This window comes from Microbulbifer rhizosphaerae, assembly GCF_014191725.1.
In the GTDB taxonomy this organism is placed as follows: domain Bacteria; phylum Pseudomonadota; class Gammaproteobacteria; order Pseudomonadales; family Cellvibrionaceae; genus Microbulbifer; species Microbulbifer rhizosphaerae.
Window position 1 is genome coordinate 13,867 of the sequence record NZ_JACHWZ010000027.1, and the last position, 16,634, is coordinate 30,500.

Below are 16,634 nucleotides of genomic sequence, written 5' to 3' on the forward strand. Positions count from 1 at the left end.
CTACGGAGCAAACTCGATCGCGGCCAACGGCCGCTCCTACAAGAGGGGAAGTCAGCTCCCTATCAGTTTTCCGTCTTTGCGCCGGATCGCCAGCACCGCGGGCCGCGGCGGCAGCGCGGGATCGTTATCCGGCCAGCGGTGCAGGGGGTTGTCGAAGGTGGAGTCGCCGTCGCTCGCCGGGTGCTGCACCGAGACGAACAGGGTCTTTCCGTCCGGGGTGAACTCCGGGCCGCAGAGTTCCGCGCCGCGGGGGCAGCCGAAGAAATGTTTGGGCAGTGCGCGTCGCTCGCCTTCGGTGGCCATGGCCCAGAGGCCGTCGTGGAAGCCGAAGCGCTCGCAGCCGTCGGTGGCGATCCACATATTGCCGCGGCTATCGAAGGCCACATTGTCCGGACAGGCGAACCAGCCGTGGGCGGAAATACTGCCTGGCCGCTGTTCGCCGTAGGCGCCGCGCTCCCGCGGGTCTTCCGCATTGGGATTGCCGCCGAGCAGGAAGGTGTTCCATTGGAAAGTGTCGCTGGTGTGGTCGCGCCGGCCGTTTTCCCCCGGCGGGACGATTTCCAGCACGTGCCCGGCGGTGTTGCGCGGGCGGGGGTTGGCCGCGTCCGTCTCGTCCGCATCGCGTTTTTTGTTTTTGGTCAGCATCACGTAGGTGCAGTCGTTGACCGGGTTGGTCTCCACATCCTCCGGGCGGTCCATGGGGGTGGCGCCGGCGAGTTTTGCCGCACGTCGTGCGTCGATCAGCACATCTGCCTGGTTGCGAAAGCCGTTTTCCGCCGTGAGTGGTCCCTCGCCGAATACCAGCGGTAGCCAGCGACCGCTGCCGTTTTCGTCGAAGCGTGCCGCGTACAGAGTGCCGTCGGTCAGCAGCTGGCGATTGTGGGCGAAGTCACCGGGCCGGTAGGGGCGGCGGGATACGTACTTGTATACGCACTTCTCGATGCCGTCGTCGCCGCCGTAGGCGGCGACGGGCTGGCCCGGCTTGCACACCAGGGTAAAGCCCTCGTGCACGAACCGCCCCAGGTTGGTGAGCTTGCGCGGTCTGCTCGCCGGATCGTAGGGGGCCAATTCCACCATCCAGCCGAAGCGGTTGGGCTCGTTGGGCTCCACGGCGATATCGAAGCGGCGGTCGTGCTCGCCCCAGTTGCGGTTGTCCGGCGCTATGCCAAAAGTGTGGTGATTACGAGCTTCCACCGGGTCGGCGATACTGTCCGGGTCGCCTTGAAAGGCACTGCCGAATCCCTCCTCGGCGATCAGCACCGTCCCCCAGGGCGTTTTGCCGCCGGCGCAGTTGCCAACGGTACCGAAAACCCGCGCGCCACTGGGGTCGGCGGCGGTCTGCAGGCGCGAGTCGCCGGCGGCGGGGCCGACGATATCCATCTCTGTGTTCAGAGTGATGCGGCGGTTGTAGGGGCTGCCGACCACCGGGCGCCAGCCGCCCGCGGTCTTTTCAATTTCCACTACCGTGTGACCGCAGGCGGCCTGCTCCACCGCGACGTGCTCCGCGCTGACGCTGTATTCGCCACTGTAACCGGAGAACATCAGGTGCGGCTGGGTGTATTCATGGTTTACGCACAGCAGTCCGCGCTCGCTGTTGCGGCTGACGCTGTGCCGATCGACGCCCCCCGGACCGGCGTCATGGTCGAGAGGCATAAAAGCAATAAAGTCGTTGTTGTAGCCGAAGCGCCTTTCCTGTTCGGCGGCATTTAGCACAGCGGGATCGAAAGGGCCGGCGCCGGCAGCCAGCGGGTCGCCCCAGCGCAGCAGGATATCGGCACTGTAACCTTCCGGCAGGTGGTGGCGGCCGTCGAGGCCGTGGGGAATTTCCGCAAAGGCCAGGTTTTCCTCCCCGGTATTTTTCCCGCGGCCGCAGCCCGGTAGCAGTCCGACGCCGGCACTGGCGGCGGTGGCCGCGCCCAGGGTTTTTAGCAACGCGCGGCGCTCAGGATTTTTCAGTGTCTTATCCACGGTCTTCTCCGGTCGTATTTTCTCCGTTCTCCAGAATAGTAGGGCTTCACTGTTACAAATTTAAAAAATTCGTAATGCAACAGTCATATCTATTCACTAGCCTGCGCCCCATTCGATAAAACCACCGCCAGAATGGGAATTCTATGCAACATAAAGCGATCAATTCGCGCAGGCTGGCCATGCCGTTGACAGCGCTCGCTGCCGCCGTTATCTCCGTCAATACCGCCGCTCAGGTTGAAGATGCCGCGGAGGCTGGCGTCAAAAAGGCCGCTGGCAATGTGGAAGAGATTATCGTCACCGGCACCAATGTCTACCGGGACAGAACCAACGATATCAACCCGACCCTCTCTTTCGACCTGGATTTTTTCCAGCGCTTCGAGCCGCTGACCGTGGGTGAAATGCTGAAGCGCACCCCGGGTGTCACCTTTACCTCCGACGTGCTGGAATACGACGCCGTCCAGCTGCGCGGTATGAACGCCGAATATACCGAAGTACTGATCAACGGCCGCTCCATTCCCGGCCAGGGAGCAGATCGCACTTTCTTCGTCGACCGCATTCCTTCCGAACTGGTGGAGCGTGTCGAGATCATCCGCTCGCCTTCCGCCGATATGACGTCCCAGGGGGTGGCCGGCTCCCTGAACATCATCCTCAAGGATGGTGCGCAGATGGACGGCGTCAGCACCCGTTTGGGCACCACCTATTACGCGGATGACGACAAGGAATCCCGCTACACCGGCGCCGCCGCCATTGCCCAGTCCGGCGACGGTTACGACTTCTGGCTCGGCGCCAACGTCCAGGAGCGCCGCAATCCCAAGCAGAAGGTTGAAGAGTACTTCGACGACGAGCGGACCCTGGAAGGCTATGCCTTTGAGCAGGATATCCGCGACGGTACCGACAGCTCCCTGAACGGTTCCCTGGGCTTCCAGCTTCCGCAGGGTTCCGAGCTGCGTTTCAACGGCTACTACGTCTACACCGACCGCCAGGAAAATGAAATCGTCGACGAATACGAGGGTACCGCGGTCAGCCGCGCCGATGGCGACCTGGTGGCGATTGAAACCCAGGAAGAGCAGATCGACCAAACCAGTTGGGGGCTGGACGGTATCTACATCACCATGCTGGGAGGCGGCGAGTTCGAACTCTCTGCGGCTCTTTCCCACTTCGAGGAGGGCACCGTCAACTTCGAGACCGAGGAGGAATTCGAGGACGGCGTTTCCCAGGGAGTGGAGACCGACGACGAGCGTCTGGATATCGAGGACGACAGCTATTCCCTCGAGGGCAGCTACACCGTGAAGCTGGGCAATTCCGAACTGAAATCCGGTATCGCCTACAGCCGCAACGAGCGTTCGGGATTGCAGACCGGATTCTTCGATGTTGACGCGGAGATCGAAGAGACACGTATCGCGCCCTACACCAAGCTGACCCTGGAGATGGCGGACAACATCAGCCTGGAGGGCGGCCTGCGCTACGACATCTACGAGCGGGATGTGTCCAACGAAGACGGCAGCGCCTCCCACGACAGCAATGAATTGCTGCCGTCCCTGAGCCTGCGCTGGGACGCGACCGGGGACAGCCGCGTTATCGCTTCCGTGGCCCGCACCCTGCGCCGCCCGGAGTTCGACCTGGTGTCCCCCTTCGAAGAGGATGAAACACCGGACGATGAAGACCTGACCGTAGGCAATCCGGATCTCGAATCCGAACTGGCCTGGGGGTTCGACCTGGGCTTTGAGCATCGCCTGCCGGGCCGCGGCACCCTGGGCGTCAACTTTTTCTACCGCGATATCGACGACGTGATTGAGCTGACGGATACCGGCGTGCCTTACCCGGACGGCGGCGGCACCATCTTTACCCCGATAAATATCGGCAGCGGCAACTCCCGCGGTGTCGAATTTGATATTTCCATGCCACTCGCTTTCATGGGCCTGGAGAACACCGGTTTCTACGCCAATTATGCGTATCTGGATTCGGAGATTGAGGACCCGTTTACCGGGGAGGAGCGCACTTTCCGCAATCAGCCGGATTCCGTCTACAACGTCAGCCTGACCCAGGATATCCCGGGCTTCGGCGGCGCCGGTATCTCCTACCAAAAACGCAGCGAGTCCCTGGCCACCGAGTTCGAGGAGTATGTGGTAACCGAATACGATGGCAACCTGGAGCTCTTTGTCGAGTGGAATATCAACCGAAACTCCGTGCTGCGTTTCAGCGGCACCAATCTGCTGGACCAGGAAAAGATCGAGTACATCCGCGACTACGGTGAACCGGTCAATGAAATCCAGTACGAGGAGAGCACCCCAACCTACACTGTGACCTGGCGCGCGGCTTACTAATATTTCGGTTGCTCATCGGCCGATTCCCACAAGGGAGCCGGGTTTTTGCTATCTTCAAGCAGTCATCTGTTTGCCATAAAAATGGCGTAAATTTGTCATCACAAATTCCGTAAAGATTAAAAAAATGGCGCGAAAAATTTTCAAGAAAACCGTATTGCTGTGCGCGCTCGGCACCCTGTTGAGTGCCTGCGACCGGCTGCCCGATGCGGCCGGCATTGCTTCCCGCCCACTGGAGCCGGTGCAGGAAATTCCGCTATCCGGCGTGATTTCCAGCCAGCTGGCGCCATTGATGCTGGGTGGCAAAGAGTACCTCCTGCTGGCCAGCGAAGTGCGCGGCCTGGTACTGATCGACAGCAACGGCGGTGAGGCCGCGGCACTGGACGGCGGCAGTGTCGAGCGTTTTGCCCTGCAGGCCCTGGACGACGGTAGCTGGTTGGTGGCGGCCTTCGACGACCACAGCGGCGAAATACAGTTGCGCCAGCTGGCATTGGATGCCGGCACACAGCGGCCCGGCCTGAAATACCTGGGCGCCCAGCGGAGCAGTGCACCGCAGGCGGCACTGTGCTTTTCCCGCCAAGCCGGCCGCACCCATTTGTTCGCCATCGACGAGACCGGCCTCGGCCGCGAATATGTGGTGCACCCGCGGGACGGCGCCTGGCTGTTTACTGAGGTGCGCCCGCTGTATTTCGGCGAGCAGGTGAACAGCTGCGCGGTGGACGACGGCCGCGGCCTGCTGCTGGTGGCGCAGCCGCCGCTGGGAATCTGGAGCCTGAACGCGGATGCGGAAAAGGACGAAGAGCGTCGTGTCTTCGCCCCAGCCGCGGAACTGGGCGAGGCATTCGGCGGCTTCTGGCTGGGCGCCGACGGCAATCTGTGGCTTACCGCCGGCGGGCGAGCGCTGGCCTACAACCTGAGTACACAGGAGAGAACACCGGTTTTCTCAAAGCTGCTGGCGAACATTCAGCCGGTATCCGTGGCGGTGCAGGGCGGCGCGCTCTTGGCGCTGGAAGAGGAGAGCGACATTCTGCAACGCTACGACGTCGAACTGCCGCAGCCGACCGCGGAAATCCAGGCGCTGGGCGCGCCGGCGAAAATGCCCCGGGTGCCCGCCAGGGCGCAGACGGAACCGGTGGCCTCCGGTGGTGACGCCGCAGACGACCCGGCCATCTGGGTCAACCCGCGGGACGCCGCCGCCAGTCTGATCCTGGGCACGGACAAGAAGAGCGGCCTGAATATCTACAACCTCTCCGGCAAGCTGCTCCAGCAGTTTCCGGTGGGCCGGGTCAACAATGTGGATTTGCGACCGGTAAATGGAGGCAAGTACGCCGCCCTGGCCGCCGCGTCCAACCGCACCACCCCGGGTATCAGCCTTTTCGGCATTACCGCGGGGGGAAATGTGGACAGCCTGGGTCTGCGCGAGATGGAACTGGATGACCCCTACGGCCTGTGCCTGTATCGGGAGGGAGACAAGGTGCTGGCGTGGATATCCGACAAGGACGGTGACCTGCACCTGGCGGAAATCCTCCTCGGTGAAAACGGCCTCGACTGGAAACTGCAGCCCCGCGCCCTGTTGAAAGTGGGCAGCCAGGTGGAAGGCTGCGTGGTGGACGACGAGCGCGGCACGCTGTTTTTCGGCGAAGAGGACCGCGGCGTATGGCGCTTGGATATCGCCGGATTCCTGGCCGGCAGTGCCGAGCCGCAACTGGTGGCCGCGGCGGACGGCAAACACCTGGTGGCGGATGTCGAGGGTATCGGTCTCTATCGCAGCGGCGACCGCGGCTACCTGGTGGTTTCCAGCCAGGGCAACAACAGCTACGCGCTGTTCAGTCGCGACGGCAGTGAATTTATCGGCAACTTCCTCGTGGATATCAACCTGGACCGTACCCTGGACGGCAGCTCAGAGACCGACGGCCTGGAAGTCACCGGCGCCCCCCTGGGCCCGGACTACCCCGCCGGCCTGCTGGTGGTACAGGACGGCCGCAACCGCATGCCCAGCGCGTCGCAGAACTTCAAGCTGGTTTCCTGGGGGGATATTGCTGAGACGTTGGAATTGCAGTGAGTTCGCGGCCAACGGCCGCTCCCACAAGGTGTGTTTCAACTCTGTAGGAGCGGCCGTTGGCCGCGATCAGCGTAACCAAATGGCATTCCAGTACGGATAATCCTCTACTCTTTTGACCAAACCGGCGCGCAGTGGATTGGCAACAAGGTATCGTGCTGCCGCCACTATATCCTCTTCCTTACGGAGGGCGCGGTCGTGGAAACCTTTGTCCCACAAAGGCCCAGAGGCGGAGGTGGATTTATTGACCAACAATGCACTGGCAGATTTCATTTTCTTGATCAGTTCACTTAAATCCGCATTTTCTCCCAATTGAATTAGCCAGTGTGCATGATCTGGCATCAGCACCCAGGACAATATTTCGGAGTTTTTCAATATCGATCGATTTTCGAAACAGGCGCAGGCTAAACGTGCGGAATCCCAGCTTTTGAAGATGGGTTTTCGTTCGTATGTTGTGGCGGTCGCCAGGTAAATTTGATTGGAAGCTGAAAAACGACCTTTGCGCAGCGCTTGATGGCCAGGTTTGTATTCAGCCATTCTGTATCCTTTCCGATTCAGATCGCGGCCAACGGCCGCTCCTACATGGTATTTCTCACCCCTGTAGGAGCGATCGGCTTTCCTTAAAAATGCATACTCCACCCCAAAGACGCCGTCTCCACATCAAAGCTCCCCCGAAAATCCCCGCTGCCCACATCGGAAAAACTCTCCCACTCGGCGCGTATGGTCCAGCTGTTCCGGTAGCGGTAGCTGATACCGGCACCGTAGCCCCAGTGGAAGCCGGTGTCCCTGTCCTCTACCCTGCCGCTGACGGCTATCAGTTCTTCTTCTATCTCGCCCTCTTCATTTTCGAAGATAAACAGCAGCTCGCCGGACTGGTTTTCGGACAGTTTCGATGCCCAGAATCCGCCCCCGGCTTTGGCGAACAGGCTGAAGCCCCCGCCGATGGGCCAGTGCCCCACGGCGAAGGCGTTGATCAGTTGGGTTTCGATCTTGTCCCCTATTTCCAGGTGTTCGCCCGTGGGGAAATCCAGACGGAAATCCAGTTGGTTGTCCGAGAGCTGCTGGTAGCTGAGCTCCACCGCTACTTCGGGTTTCCAGCGCCAGCCGCCGTAGATTTTCCAGCCGCTGCCGCCCTGGCTACAGCCGCCGTTGGTCGCTGCGCGCTCCGGATTGTTCAGGCCCTGCACAAACTGGTTGCCGGCCTCGCAGAAACCCTCGATGTCCAGGTCGCTGTAACTGACGCCGGTGTAACGATGGGAATAAAAATCGGCCTGTGTCGGCGCGGCGAGCGCCAGGGCGGGTACCACTAGCAGAAAGAGTTGCCTGTTCATGGCGTTACCTGCTGGGTTGTTGTGAATTATTCTTTGTTTTCTCCGCTGTAGGAGCGGCCGTTGGCCGCGATCGGATTGGATTAATATCTGAGGCCAATCGCGGCCAACGGCCGCTCCTACAAGGTCAAATCATTACAGCTTTAATTCCGCGCGCAATTCCGCGAGCTTTTTCGCATTCTCGGCCTTGGATAGGGGTTTCCCTGGATTCTGTTCCAGTTTCTCCTGTCGTGGCGGCGCCAGTTGTTCCCCTTCCAGCACCCGCGCGCAGATCTTACGGTAGTGCTCGGCGAACACCGGGTAGGCCACGGATTCCGGGTTGTTGGCCAGGAAGAACCAGTTGGCCTCGCGCCCAGCGTGGTACACCGCCGGGTGGCTCCAGTTGTGGCTGGCCTTGGGGCTGGGAGCGTTGCAGGCCTCGCGGTAGGCGGCGCGGGATTCCGGCAGGCCGTTTTCACCCGCCGCGCAGAGTGTGAGCATTTTGTGCACGGTGGGCAGGTATTCGCTCTGCAGTATGGCGCGCTTGGCGCCGGCCATAATCTGCTCCGGGGCAAAGGCGGAGAGCGCCTCCAGCCACAGGCGCTTGGCGTGGTGCAGGGTGTCGGTGTCGGGAAAGGCAGCGCTGAACTGGTTGTGGTAATTCAGTTTGAACAGCGCGAAGACCTCGTTGATCACGCGCTTTTTCTCGTTCAGCTCACTACCAGTTTGTGTCTGTGAGGATGTCGCCGATGGACCTGTCGCGGGTGCGCTGGTTTGTCGAGTCAGCGGTGTTTTGTGGCTTGCCATATGCGTGTCCTATTGCCAGCTTGTTGCGCTCCGCCCACTGGTGGCGCGCGTGACGCACGAAGACGGCGTCCCAGCTCTTGCGCGCGGCGCCCTGGTCGCGCCAGTAGATGCGGAATTCCGGTACCAGGGAGAGGGCGAAGTCGCGGTCTATTTCACACTGGTTCACCAGGTGACTCAAGCAGTCCACCCCCGGTTGCCAGTTGCGTGTAATGGGCTTGGCCACCGGGTTCTTTTCGATCCCCTGGCAGTAGTAGGCCCATTCCTCGCGCGCGTATTCGATAAACAGTTCGCCCCAGCGGGCGCTGTGGCCGCCGCGCTCGAGCCATTTGTAGATAAATTCCGGCAGCAGCTCGGCGGCGAAAGCGGGGTTGATGGCCAGGCGACGCAGCTGCTCCCAGGTGTGCTCGCTGGGCTGCCAGTCGCGGCTCATGGCCACCGGCTTGGCCTTTTCGATAAAGGGCGTGTCCTGTTTTTCCCAGTCCTCCAGCACCCAGTCGTTGAACTCCAACTCCCAGGAGATGGAGTGCTTGCCGCTGGAGCGGTGGTAGTCCACGAAGCGCTGCAGGCAGCGCTGCACAAAGGTGCTGGGCACGCCCTCGTCCGCCAGTTTTCGCAGGGTCTCCCCGTCCGGCTGCCAGCCCGGGGGCAGCGGCTGCTTGCGCTGGGTGGTGGCGCGGTAGGCCTCCCACTTGCTCTTTACCTGTTTCAGGAACAGGGAGCCGAAGGAGTGGCGGGACTCGCCGCGCTCGCGCCAGTAGGTGACGAACTCCGGCAACTGCTCGCGCACGAAGTGTTCCGGCACCCCCAACTGGGCGATGCGCGCCAGGGTTTCCCGGTCCGGCTGCCAACTGGGGGAGATGGTGTTGGCGCTGCGGCGGGCGGGAGTCTCGGCCGCGCGCCCATCGCCGCCGCCGAGGGAGAATTTCAGGGTGTGGCTGCTGCCGTAGGGCGCCGCGCCCAGCAGCAGGGTACCCTGGTTGCGCAGGCTGGTGGCCACCCGCTGGATATCCGCCGGCTCCCAGAAGGGCAGCAACTGCTGCAACTGCTCGCCTTCGGCTGTGTACCAGTCCCGCCCGGGATGGGGCTCCACCGGCAGGAACGGCAGCAGGTCCCCCAGGGCGGTGAGCAATACCGCCTCCTCCAGGCCGAGGGTGGCGGCCAGGGTGGGGGAGATGCACAGGGGTCTTTCCGGGAGCAGGGGGTGTTTCATGCGCGGGATGATAACACTGGGGACAAATCCGCCGGGAACGAATTTGGACGCCGAAGGGGCCCGCAGGACGGGCGCCAGGAATGGGCGCGAGTCGCTCGGGGCCCCCGGGACCGCGGAGTTCCAGCTCCGCATGCGGATGGTAGGAGCGAAGGGAAACTCCGCAACGTCAAAGCCGCCCCCCGGCGGCGACTTCCCGCACGCGCAGCAGCGGACGCGGATCTTCACTGCCGGTGAGAGCCGCCAGTTCGTTCGTGCCCAGCCATTCGGACAGTGGAACGTCCAGCGCGCCGGCCAGCGCGACCAACAGGTGCAGCCAACTGCAACCGTTGGCGAACAGCATGCCCTCGGCATCCAGGGTGCCGCCGCGGTTGCGGTAGCCGAGCAGTAACGCGTTGCCCGGCAGCAGCCCGGCGAGGGCCTCGGGGCGGGTGTGGCTGGCGACCAGGGTGGCGGTTGCGTTTTCCGGAAACAGCTCCGCCGCGAGCTGGGCGTTCGCGCCCGCCTGCCGTTCCAGTTCGTCGCGGAAATGCCGGCGGAATCGACCGGGTTCCAGCAGGCAGACCAGCGCGGCATCGACGCCGTACTCCGACAGCCGCTGCCAGGCCAGTTGGCACTGTTGCAGCTGGTAGGCGCCCACGGCCACCAGGCGCACCGGCGCGTCCGCGTTGCCGAGCAGGCGCAGGGCGCCGTCGCGGACCAGGCGCCGGGCCTGCTCTTCGTCCAATAGCACCGGCAATTTCCGTTTCGGCACCACCATCGCGTGCAGTTCGCCGTGCCGCCGGTAGCAGTTCGCCAGCGCGGCCAGGGCGCTGTTGGCATCCACGGGGAAACGCACCACGCCGGTGTCGGACATCTCGCCGAGCAGCGCCTCGCAGAGGGTGGGGTCCTGGTGGGACTGTTCGTTCTTGCCGTTTTCCCAGGTGTGGGAGCTGAGCAGGAAGGGGATCGACAGCCACTGCGGCGGCGTTCCGGCCTCTTTCTGGTGGCGGGCAAAGATGATCTCCTGGCGCATGATCCCGAGCATTTTCACCGCGAAGGCCTCGTAGCTCACCACCAGGTTGATGCCGCCCTTGTTGCCCAGCGCCGCGCAGGCCACCGCTTCCTCGTTGAGGGCAGTGATCACCGCGCCGTCGATGGCCTCGTCGCTGCCGGCCTCCGGCTGGAAGACCCGGTGGCGGAAGTGCTCCAGGGTGCGATAAAAGCGGTTGCTGCTCAGTTCGTCGGGGTTGCCCACGCGCACCCGCCACTCGGGATTGGCGTCGGCGAGTGCGACGAAATAGCCATCCAGCGCCGCCATCGGCGACTCGCGGCCGCCGGCGGGCCGCCAGTCCGGTTCAGGGGCGTGCTTCAGGGTGACGCTGCGCCTGTGCAGCGGGTGGTCTTTTTCCAGCGCCCGACCCTGCGCCGCGTGCGCGGTGAAATAAGGCAGTGAGCGATGCAGGCTCTCCGTTTCCACATACAGTTTGGCGGCGGCGTCGGTAAATTCCCGGCGGGCGCTGCTGTCCTCCGCCGGATTTCCCTGAAGCGGCAGCCCGTGGGCGCGGTTGGTGCCGGCGCCGGGAAAGCCGTAGCCTTTCGGCGCCTCGGCGATGACGTAGTGCAGCGGTACCGGGTAACCGCCGGAGCCGTTGGCCACGGCATCCGCACAGCCGAGCAGCCGCTCCTCCGCCTCCAGGATGGCCCAGGCGAAGGCGGCCGGGTCCCTGCCATCGATCAGCAGCGGGTCGAATCCGTTCAGGCGCAGGTGCGCCGCGAACCACTCCACGCCGCCCTGCTGGAACAGGGTCGAGCGCTGCTCGATGCGCCGTCCGTTGGCGATCATGATCGGCGTGACCAGTCCGCAATCCTCCGCGCGCCACCAGCGCGGCGCCCAGTCGCTGCCGCGCTGTTCCTCGAAGGCGCCGTCGCTGAGGAAGGCCACCAGCCGCTCCCCCGGCAGCGGCATATGCACATACTGCAATTCGGCGAAGCCCAGGTAGCCGCCCTCGGAAATGCCGCCTGCGGTGTTTACGTTCACATGGCTGCCCAGGGGCGAGGCGGGCCGGCCGCGGGCGTCGATGGCGTAGGCGTAGAAATCGCGCACGAACTGCGTGAGTCCGGCATCGGTCCAGGCGTAGCGGGCGGCGTGGGCCTCTTCCATATTGCCCACCAGCAGGTTACAGGCGTCGATTGCCGCAACGCAGTGGCCTTGTCCCATCAGCCAACTGCGGGTGATGCCGCAGAGTGCATTGGCCGCGAGGTAGCCGATGTAGGCGGGCACCATGTTCAGTGAACCGCCGGTATGGCCCTGGGGGTCCGCCTTGAAATCACCGGGGGCCAGGGTACGGCCGTCGGCGTAAACCTGTTTCGCGTAGGTCATGTGCACCACCAGCCACATGGCCGCGCGGGTCAGCCGGTCCGCCGCCGCCAGCAGGCGGAAGACTTCGGCCCTGTCGGCCACCGCGCCGCGCTGTTCCAGGTCGCAGGCGAGGCGGAACACCCTGACCTGGGTGTCGGCGCGATGCCGGATCAGTTCGATGCCCTCCGCCCAGGCGGCAAATTCCCGGTCGTGCCCGCGGTAGCTGCGCGCCAGGCGCTCGTCCCGGTGCCGTTGATGATTCTCGCGCGATGGTGTCGGGTTCACGAGCCTCCTCCCTGTAGTTGTTGTTCGGCGCTGAGCAGCAGTTCCCGCGCTTCGTCTGCGGGCAGCACGCGGATATCCGCGCCCGCGGTGCCGATGTCCGCCTCCCCCGAGGTCGCCGCCGCATTGCCCGCGGCATCGAGGGGAAAGCCGAGCGGTTCCATCGGTGCCAGTATCTGCGCGCGCACTTGGGGTTGGTGCTCGCCGATGCCGCCGGAAAAGATCAGCGCGTCGGCGCCGCCCAGTTCCGCGAGGTAGGCGCCGATATATTTGCGTACCCCGCGGCAGAAAATATCCACCGCCAGTTTTGCCTCGCGGTCGTCGCGCGCGAGCAGTGTGCGCATATCGTCGCTGCCCGCCAGGGCCATCAGCCCCGCGCGGCGGTTCAGCATCTCGTCGAGTGCTGCGGCTTCGAGCCCGGCTGTCTGTTGAAGGTAGAGCAGCAGCCCCGGGTCCAGGTCGCCGGCGCGCCGGCCCATCACCAGGCCCTCCAGCGGGGTGAAGCCCATGGAGGTGGCCAGTGGCTTGCCGTCTTTGATCGCCGCCGCGGAACAGCCCGCGCCCAGTTGCAAAGTGATCAGCCGCCCGCGGCTGCGCCCAGTGATTTCGCACCAGCGGCGCCACATGGCGCCGTGCGCCAGGCCGTGGAAGCCGTAGCGGCGCAGCGCGTGTTCGATGACCAGCTCCGCGGGCAGCGGGTAGCGCCGGGCGGCTTCCGGCAGGTCCGCGAAGAAACCGCTGTCGGCAACGGCAATTTGTGTTGCCGAGGGAAACAGGCGCAGGAATTTCCGCATCCATTTCAGCGCCGGGGGGTTGTGCAGCGGCGCCAGTGCCGCGGTGGACTCCAGTTGCTCGAGGAAGTCACCGTCCAGCACCGCGCTGCGGGAGAGCAGTGCGCCGCCGTGCACATAGCGGTGGGCGATGCATAGCAATTGGTCTTCGCGAATTCCTGAATCGGCGAGCAGTTCTGCGATCTTTTCCGGGTCCGCCTCCGACAGCGGCCAGTTGCGATACAGCAGGTGCTCCCAGGAGTGGCTTGGCTCGCGGGCAAAGCCGGTTACTTTCAGCGATGAACTGCCGAGGTTGACCGCGAGTGCCTGTTGTTCGCGAAGAGGGTGCGCCATATCGGCTCTCCCGTCCCGTTACACATCGCTGCGGTTCAGGCGCAGCGCGTTGCCGATTACCGACACCGAGCTTGCGGCCATGGCGGCGGCCGCGATCATCGGCGACAGCAGTAGCCCGAAGGCCGGGTAGAGCACACCGGCGGCGATGGGCACGCCGGTGGCGTTGTAGACAAAGGCGAACACCAGGTTCTGTTTGATATTGCGCATGGTCGCGTGGGACAGGCGTTTGGCCCGGGCTATGCCGCGCAGGTCGCCCTTGACCAGAGTGACTCCGGCGCTCTCCATGGCCACATCGGTGCCTGTACCCATGGCGATGCCCACCTGCGCCTGGGCCAGCGCCGGCGCGTCGTTGATGCCGTCGCCGGCCATGGCGACGATACGGCCCTCTCCCTGCAGGCGTTTGATGGACTCCGCCTTCTCGTTCGGCAGCACCTCCGCGAATACTTTGTCGATACCCAGCTTGCGCGCCACCGCCTCGGCGGTTGTGCGGCTATCGCCGGTGATCATCACGATTTCCACTCCCTCGCTGTGCAGAAGTTCAATGGCTTCCGGGGTGGAGTCCTTGATCGGGTCGGCGACGCCCACCAGTCCGGCTGGCTCGCCGTCCACCGAGACGAACATTGCGGTCTGGCCCTCGGCGCGCTGGGATTCGGCGGTGTCCAACAGGCCGTCGATATTTATCCTCAGGTCCTCCATCAGCGCTCTGTTGCCGAGCGCCACGGATTTACCGTTCACGCGCCCGCGCACGCCCTTGCCGGTGATCGAGTCGAAATCCTCGGCCTTCGCCAGTTCGATATCTTTTTCCTCGGCGCCGCGCACTATGGCCGCGGCCAGGGGGTGTTCGCTGCCGCGTTCCAGGGAGGCGGCCATGCGCAATAGCGACTCCTCGTCGAAATTCCCGGCGGGCTCGACGCCGACCAGCCGCGGCTTGCCCAGGGTCAGGGTGCCGGTCTTGTCCACCACCAGGGTGTCCACCCGGCGCAGGGTCTCGATCGCCTCGGCGTTTTTGAACAGCACACCGAGCCCGGCGCCCTTGCCGGTGGCCACCATGATCGACATGGGGGTGGCCAGGCCGAGGGCGCAGGGGCAGGCGATGATCAGCACCGCCACCGCGTTGATCATTGCATAGGCGCTGCGCGGCTCCGGACCGATGGTGATCCAGACCGCAAAGCTGATCAGCGCGATGATCACGACCGCGGGTACAAAATACGCGGCTACCACATCCGCCAGGTTCTGGATGGGCGCGCGGGAACGCTGCGCCTCTGCGACCATCTGCACGATTTGCGCGAGCAGGGTCTCAGTGCCCACACGCTCCGTCTCGATCACCAGGCCGCCGGTGCTGTTAACTGTGGCGCCGATCACTTTTTCTCCCTCGGTCTTCTCCACCGGAATCGGCTCGCCGGTGATCATCGATTCGTCCACGCTGGAGCGTCCCTCCAGCACTTTGCCGTCGATCGGTATTTTTTCGCCGGGGCGGACCCGCAGCTTGTCGCCGGCTTTTACCCGATCCAGGGAAACGTCTTCCTCGCTGCCATCGTCATTGATCCGCCGTGCGGTTTTCGGTGCCAGCTCCAGCAACGCGCGGATGGCGGCGTTGGTTGCGCTGCGCGCCCTGAGTTCCAGCACCTGGCCGAGCAGTACCAGGGTGACGATCACTGCGGCAGCCTCGAAATAGACGCCGACCATGCCGCCCTCTTCACGAAAGGACTGCGGAAAGTAGTTGGGAAACAGCAGCGCAATCACACTGTAGAAATAGGCCACACTGACCCCGAGGCCGATCAGCGTGAACATATTCAGCTGGCGGGTGATCACCGAGCGCACCCCGCGCACGAAGAAGGGCCAGCCGCCCCATAGCACTACCGGCGTTGCGAAGATCATCTCCAACCAGCCGCCGACCCTGGGCGGAATCCACTCGTGCAGCGGCAGGAAGGGGATGAATTTGGACATCGCCAGCAGCACCACCGGAACCGTTAGCAGGGCGCTGATCCAGAAGCGCCGGCGCATATCCTTCAGTTCCGGGTTCTCCTCCTCGGCAGTTGCGCTGCGCGGTTCCAGCGCCATACCGCAGATGGGGCAGTCGCCGGGTTCACTGCGCACGATTTCCGGGTGCATGGGGCAGACCCATTCGGTCGCCCCGACGGCGGGAGCCCTTGGCTCCAGTGCCATGCCACATTTGGGGCAGCTGTCCGGGCCTTCCGATTCGACCTCCGGGTGCATCGGGCAGGTGTAGCCGGCGCTGTCCTCCCTGTCGGAGCGGTGGCGGGAATTCTGTCCGGAAGAGTGTGAGTGTTGCGGCATAAGGGGGTTCCCCGGCACGTTTTACCGACGGTGGTGGTCGTTTGAAGAGTAATAGACTAGTCGCTGCGGTTGCTACAATTTGTTGAAGGCGCGGCATTTGTGCGACCGAACTCTGCGTCAAATTCCACATCATCACTGGAGAGCGGTGATGCAAGTTGAAACCCTGAAGGATGTGTTGGTGTGGACCCGGGAGTTCCACAGGAATTTATCCGATTGTTTGCACCATTGCGCGCTCAACAATGAGAACTCCCGCGCCAAGATGCTGCTCGACTATCTGGCGCGGCACGAGCAGGAGCTTTCGCAGATAGTTTCCGGGTTCGTGGAAACCGCGGAAACAAGAGCGCTGAATACCTGGTGCTACGACTACATGGAAAAGCATCCGATTCTGCACAGCGCGCACTGCGACGCGCCTTTCCAGGATCTCCAACCGGATGAAATCATGGGTGTTATCACCGACCAGCACGAGCAGGTGATCGACCTCTACCGCTACCTCCACGCCAGGGCGGACATTGAAGCCACCCGCGAGCTGATGGAAGAGCTGGAATCGCTGGAGGAGCAGGCGGCCAGGCAGATGAGCCAGGGTGCCAACCGGATGCAGGAGATGTAAATGGAAACGATCGAACTGTTCAACCTGTTGAAAAAGGAGCCCAGCAATGAAACTGCACGCCTGTAAATTCGGTATCGCCTCCGGGCTCAGCTTCGGAATCGCCTGGCTGCTGTGCAGCCTGTTGGTGATGCTTCTCCCCGGCATGGCAATGAGTGTGTCCGGCGATATGCTGCATATGGATATCACGGATATGGATTGGCATCTCACTGCCAAGGGGGTTTTTGTCGGCCTGATCGCCTGGGTGATTACCGCCGGCTTCATTGGTTGGCTACTGGCATGGATTTACAACCGATTGATCTGACTTTTTACGACG

12 protein-coding genes are annotated in these 16,634 nt (G+C 63.3%); 4 read left to right on the forward strand and 8 right to left on the reverse strand.

The genetic code is table 11. The features are described from left to right. Window positions 1–51 precede the first annotated feature (51 nt). Window positions 52–1,968, reverse strand: coding sequence for an alkaline phosphatase PhoX (locus FHS09_RS20015; RefSeq protein WP_183463245.1), 1,917 nt, complete (start codon window positions 1,966–1,968; stop codon window positions 52–54). Between the two features lie 143 nt (window positions 1,969–2,111). Between FHS09_RS20015 and FHS09_RS20020 the strand changes: the two genes are divergently transcribed. Both FHS09_RS20020 and FHS09_RS20025 read left to right on the forward strand, forming a co-directional pair. Next, window positions 2,112–4,292 (forward strand): TonB-dependent receptor plug domain-containing protein, encoded by a 2,181-nt coding sequence (locus tag FHS09_RS20020; protein ID WP_183463247.1) that lies wholly within the window; start codon window positions 2,112–2,114, stop codon window positions 4,290–4,292. 124 nt (window positions 4,293–4,416) lie between these two features. Then, window positions 4,417–6,351: a phytase gene (locus FHS09_RS20025; RefSeq protein ID WP_183463250.1), complete on the forward strand. Its 1,935-nt coding sequence runs from the start codon at window positions 4,417–4,419 to the stop codon at window positions 6,349–6,351. 66 nt (window positions 6,352–6,417) lie between these two features. Here FHS09_RS20025 and FHS09_RS20030 read toward each other — a convergent pair whose 3' ends face one another. From FHS09_RS20030 to FHS09_RS20060, 7 genes are all read right to left on the reverse strand, one after another. Further along, the gene (locus FHS09_RS20030; RefSeq protein ID WP_183463253.1) at window positions 6,418–6,885 is read right to left on the reverse strand and encodes an REP-associated tyrosine transposase; all 468 of its coding nucleotides are present in this window, start codon (window positions 6,883–6,885) and stop codon (window positions 6,418–6,420) included. Window positions 6,886–6,968: 83 nt separating this feature from the next. Then, window positions 6,969–7,679 (reverse strand): outer membrane beta-barrel protein, encoded by a 711-nt coding sequence (locus FHS09_RS20035; protein ID WP_183463255.1) that lies wholly within the window; start codon window positions 7,677–7,679, stop codon window positions 6,969–6,971. 132 nt (window positions 7,680–7,811) lie between these two features. Further along, on the reverse strand, window positions 7,812–8,351 hold the full coding sequence (locus FHS09_RS20040; RefSeq protein WP_343057529.1) for a replication protein P: 540 nt from the start codon (window positions 8,349–8,351) through the stop codon (window positions 7,812–7,814). A 22-nt stretch (window positions 8,352–8,373) separates the two neighbouring features. Continuing rightward, entirely contained in the window at window positions 8,374–9,672 is a 1,299-nt protein-coding gene (locus FHS09_RS20045) for a DnaT-like ssDNA-binding domain-containing protein (protein WP_183463259.1), read from the reverse strand. Between the two features lie 166 nt (window positions 9,673–9,838). Beyond that, window positions 9,839–12,295, reverse strand: coding sequence for a phosphoketolase family protein (locus FHS09_RS20050; RefSeq protein ID WP_343057530.1), 2,457 nt, complete (start codon window positions 12,293–12,295; stop codon window positions 9,839–9,841). Further along, window positions 12,292–13,416, reverse strand: coding sequence for an acetate/propionate family kinase (locus FHS09_RS20055; RefSeq protein WP_183463261.1), 1,125 nt, complete (start codon window positions 13,414–13,416; stop codon window positions 12,292–12,294). Before FHS09_RS20055 ends, FHS09_RS20050 begins: the two co-directional genes overlap by 4 nt. Before the next feature lie 18 nt (window positions 13,417–13,434). Next, window positions 13,435–15,714 (reverse strand): copper-transporting P-type ATPase, encoded by a 2,280-nt coding sequence (locus tag FHS09_RS20060; protein WP_221192157.1) that lies wholly within the window; start codon window positions 15,712–15,714, stop codon window positions 13,435–13,437. A gap of 148 nt (window positions 15,715–15,862) precedes the next feature. On the opposite strand from FHS09_RS20060, the gene FHS09_RS20065 reads away from it, so the two are divergent. Together FHS09_RS20065 and FHS09_RS20070 are read left to right on the forward strand one after the other, a co-directional pair. After that, on the forward strand, window positions 15,863–16,321 hold the full coding sequence (locus FHS09_RS20065; RefSeq protein WP_183463263.1) for an ATPase: 459 nt from the start codon (window positions 15,863–15,865) through the stop codon (window positions 16,319–16,321). Between the two features lie 46 nt (window positions 16,322–16,367). Continuing rightward, window positions 16,368–16,622, forward strand: a complete 255-nt coding sequence (locus FHS09_RS20070) for a DUF5676 family membrane protein (protein WP_183463265.1) — start codon at window positions 16,368–16,370, stop codon at window positions 16,620–16,622. Window positions 16,623–16,634: the final 12 nt, after the last annotated feature.

Bases quoted from the DNA above. Each gene is read 5' to 3' on its own strand.
- FHS09_RS20030 (WP_183463253.1), bottom strand. From the start codon at position 6,885: ATGGCTGAATACAAACCTGGCCATCAAGCGCTGCGCAAAGGTCGTTTT.
- FHS09_RS20065 (WP_183463263.1), top strand. From the start codon at position 15,863: ATGCAAGTTGAAACCCTGAAGGATGTGTTGGTGTGGACCCGGGAGTTC.
- FHS09_RS20045 (WP_183463259.1), bottom strand. From the start codon at position 9,672: ATGAAACACCCCCTGCTCCCGGAAAGACCCCTGTGCATCTCCCCCACC.
- FHS09_RS20070 (WP_183463265.1), top strand. From the start codon at position 16,368: ATGAAACTGCACGCCTGTAAATTCGGTATCGCCTCCGGGCTCAGCTTC.
- FHS09_RS20055 (WP_183463261.1), bottom strand. From the start codon at position 13,416: ATGGCGCACCCTCTTCGCGAACAACAGGCACTCGCGGTCAACCTCGGC.
- FHS09_RS20025 (WP_183463250.1), top strand. From the start codon at position 4,417: ATGGCGCGAAAAATTTTCAAGAAAACCGTATTGCTGTGCGCGCTCGGC.
- FHS09_RS20020 (WP_183463247.1), top strand. From the start codon at position 2,112: ATGCAACATAAAGCGATCAATTCGCGCAGGCTGGCCATGCCGTTGACA.
- FHS09_RS20035 (WP_183463255.1), bottom strand. From the start codon at position 7,679: ATGAACAGGCAACTCTTTCTGCTAGTGGTACCCGCCCTGGCGCTCGCC.
- FHS09_RS20060 (WP_221192157.1), bottom strand. From the start codon at position 15,714: ATGCCGCAACACTCACACTCTTCCGGACAGAATTCCCGCCACCGCTCC.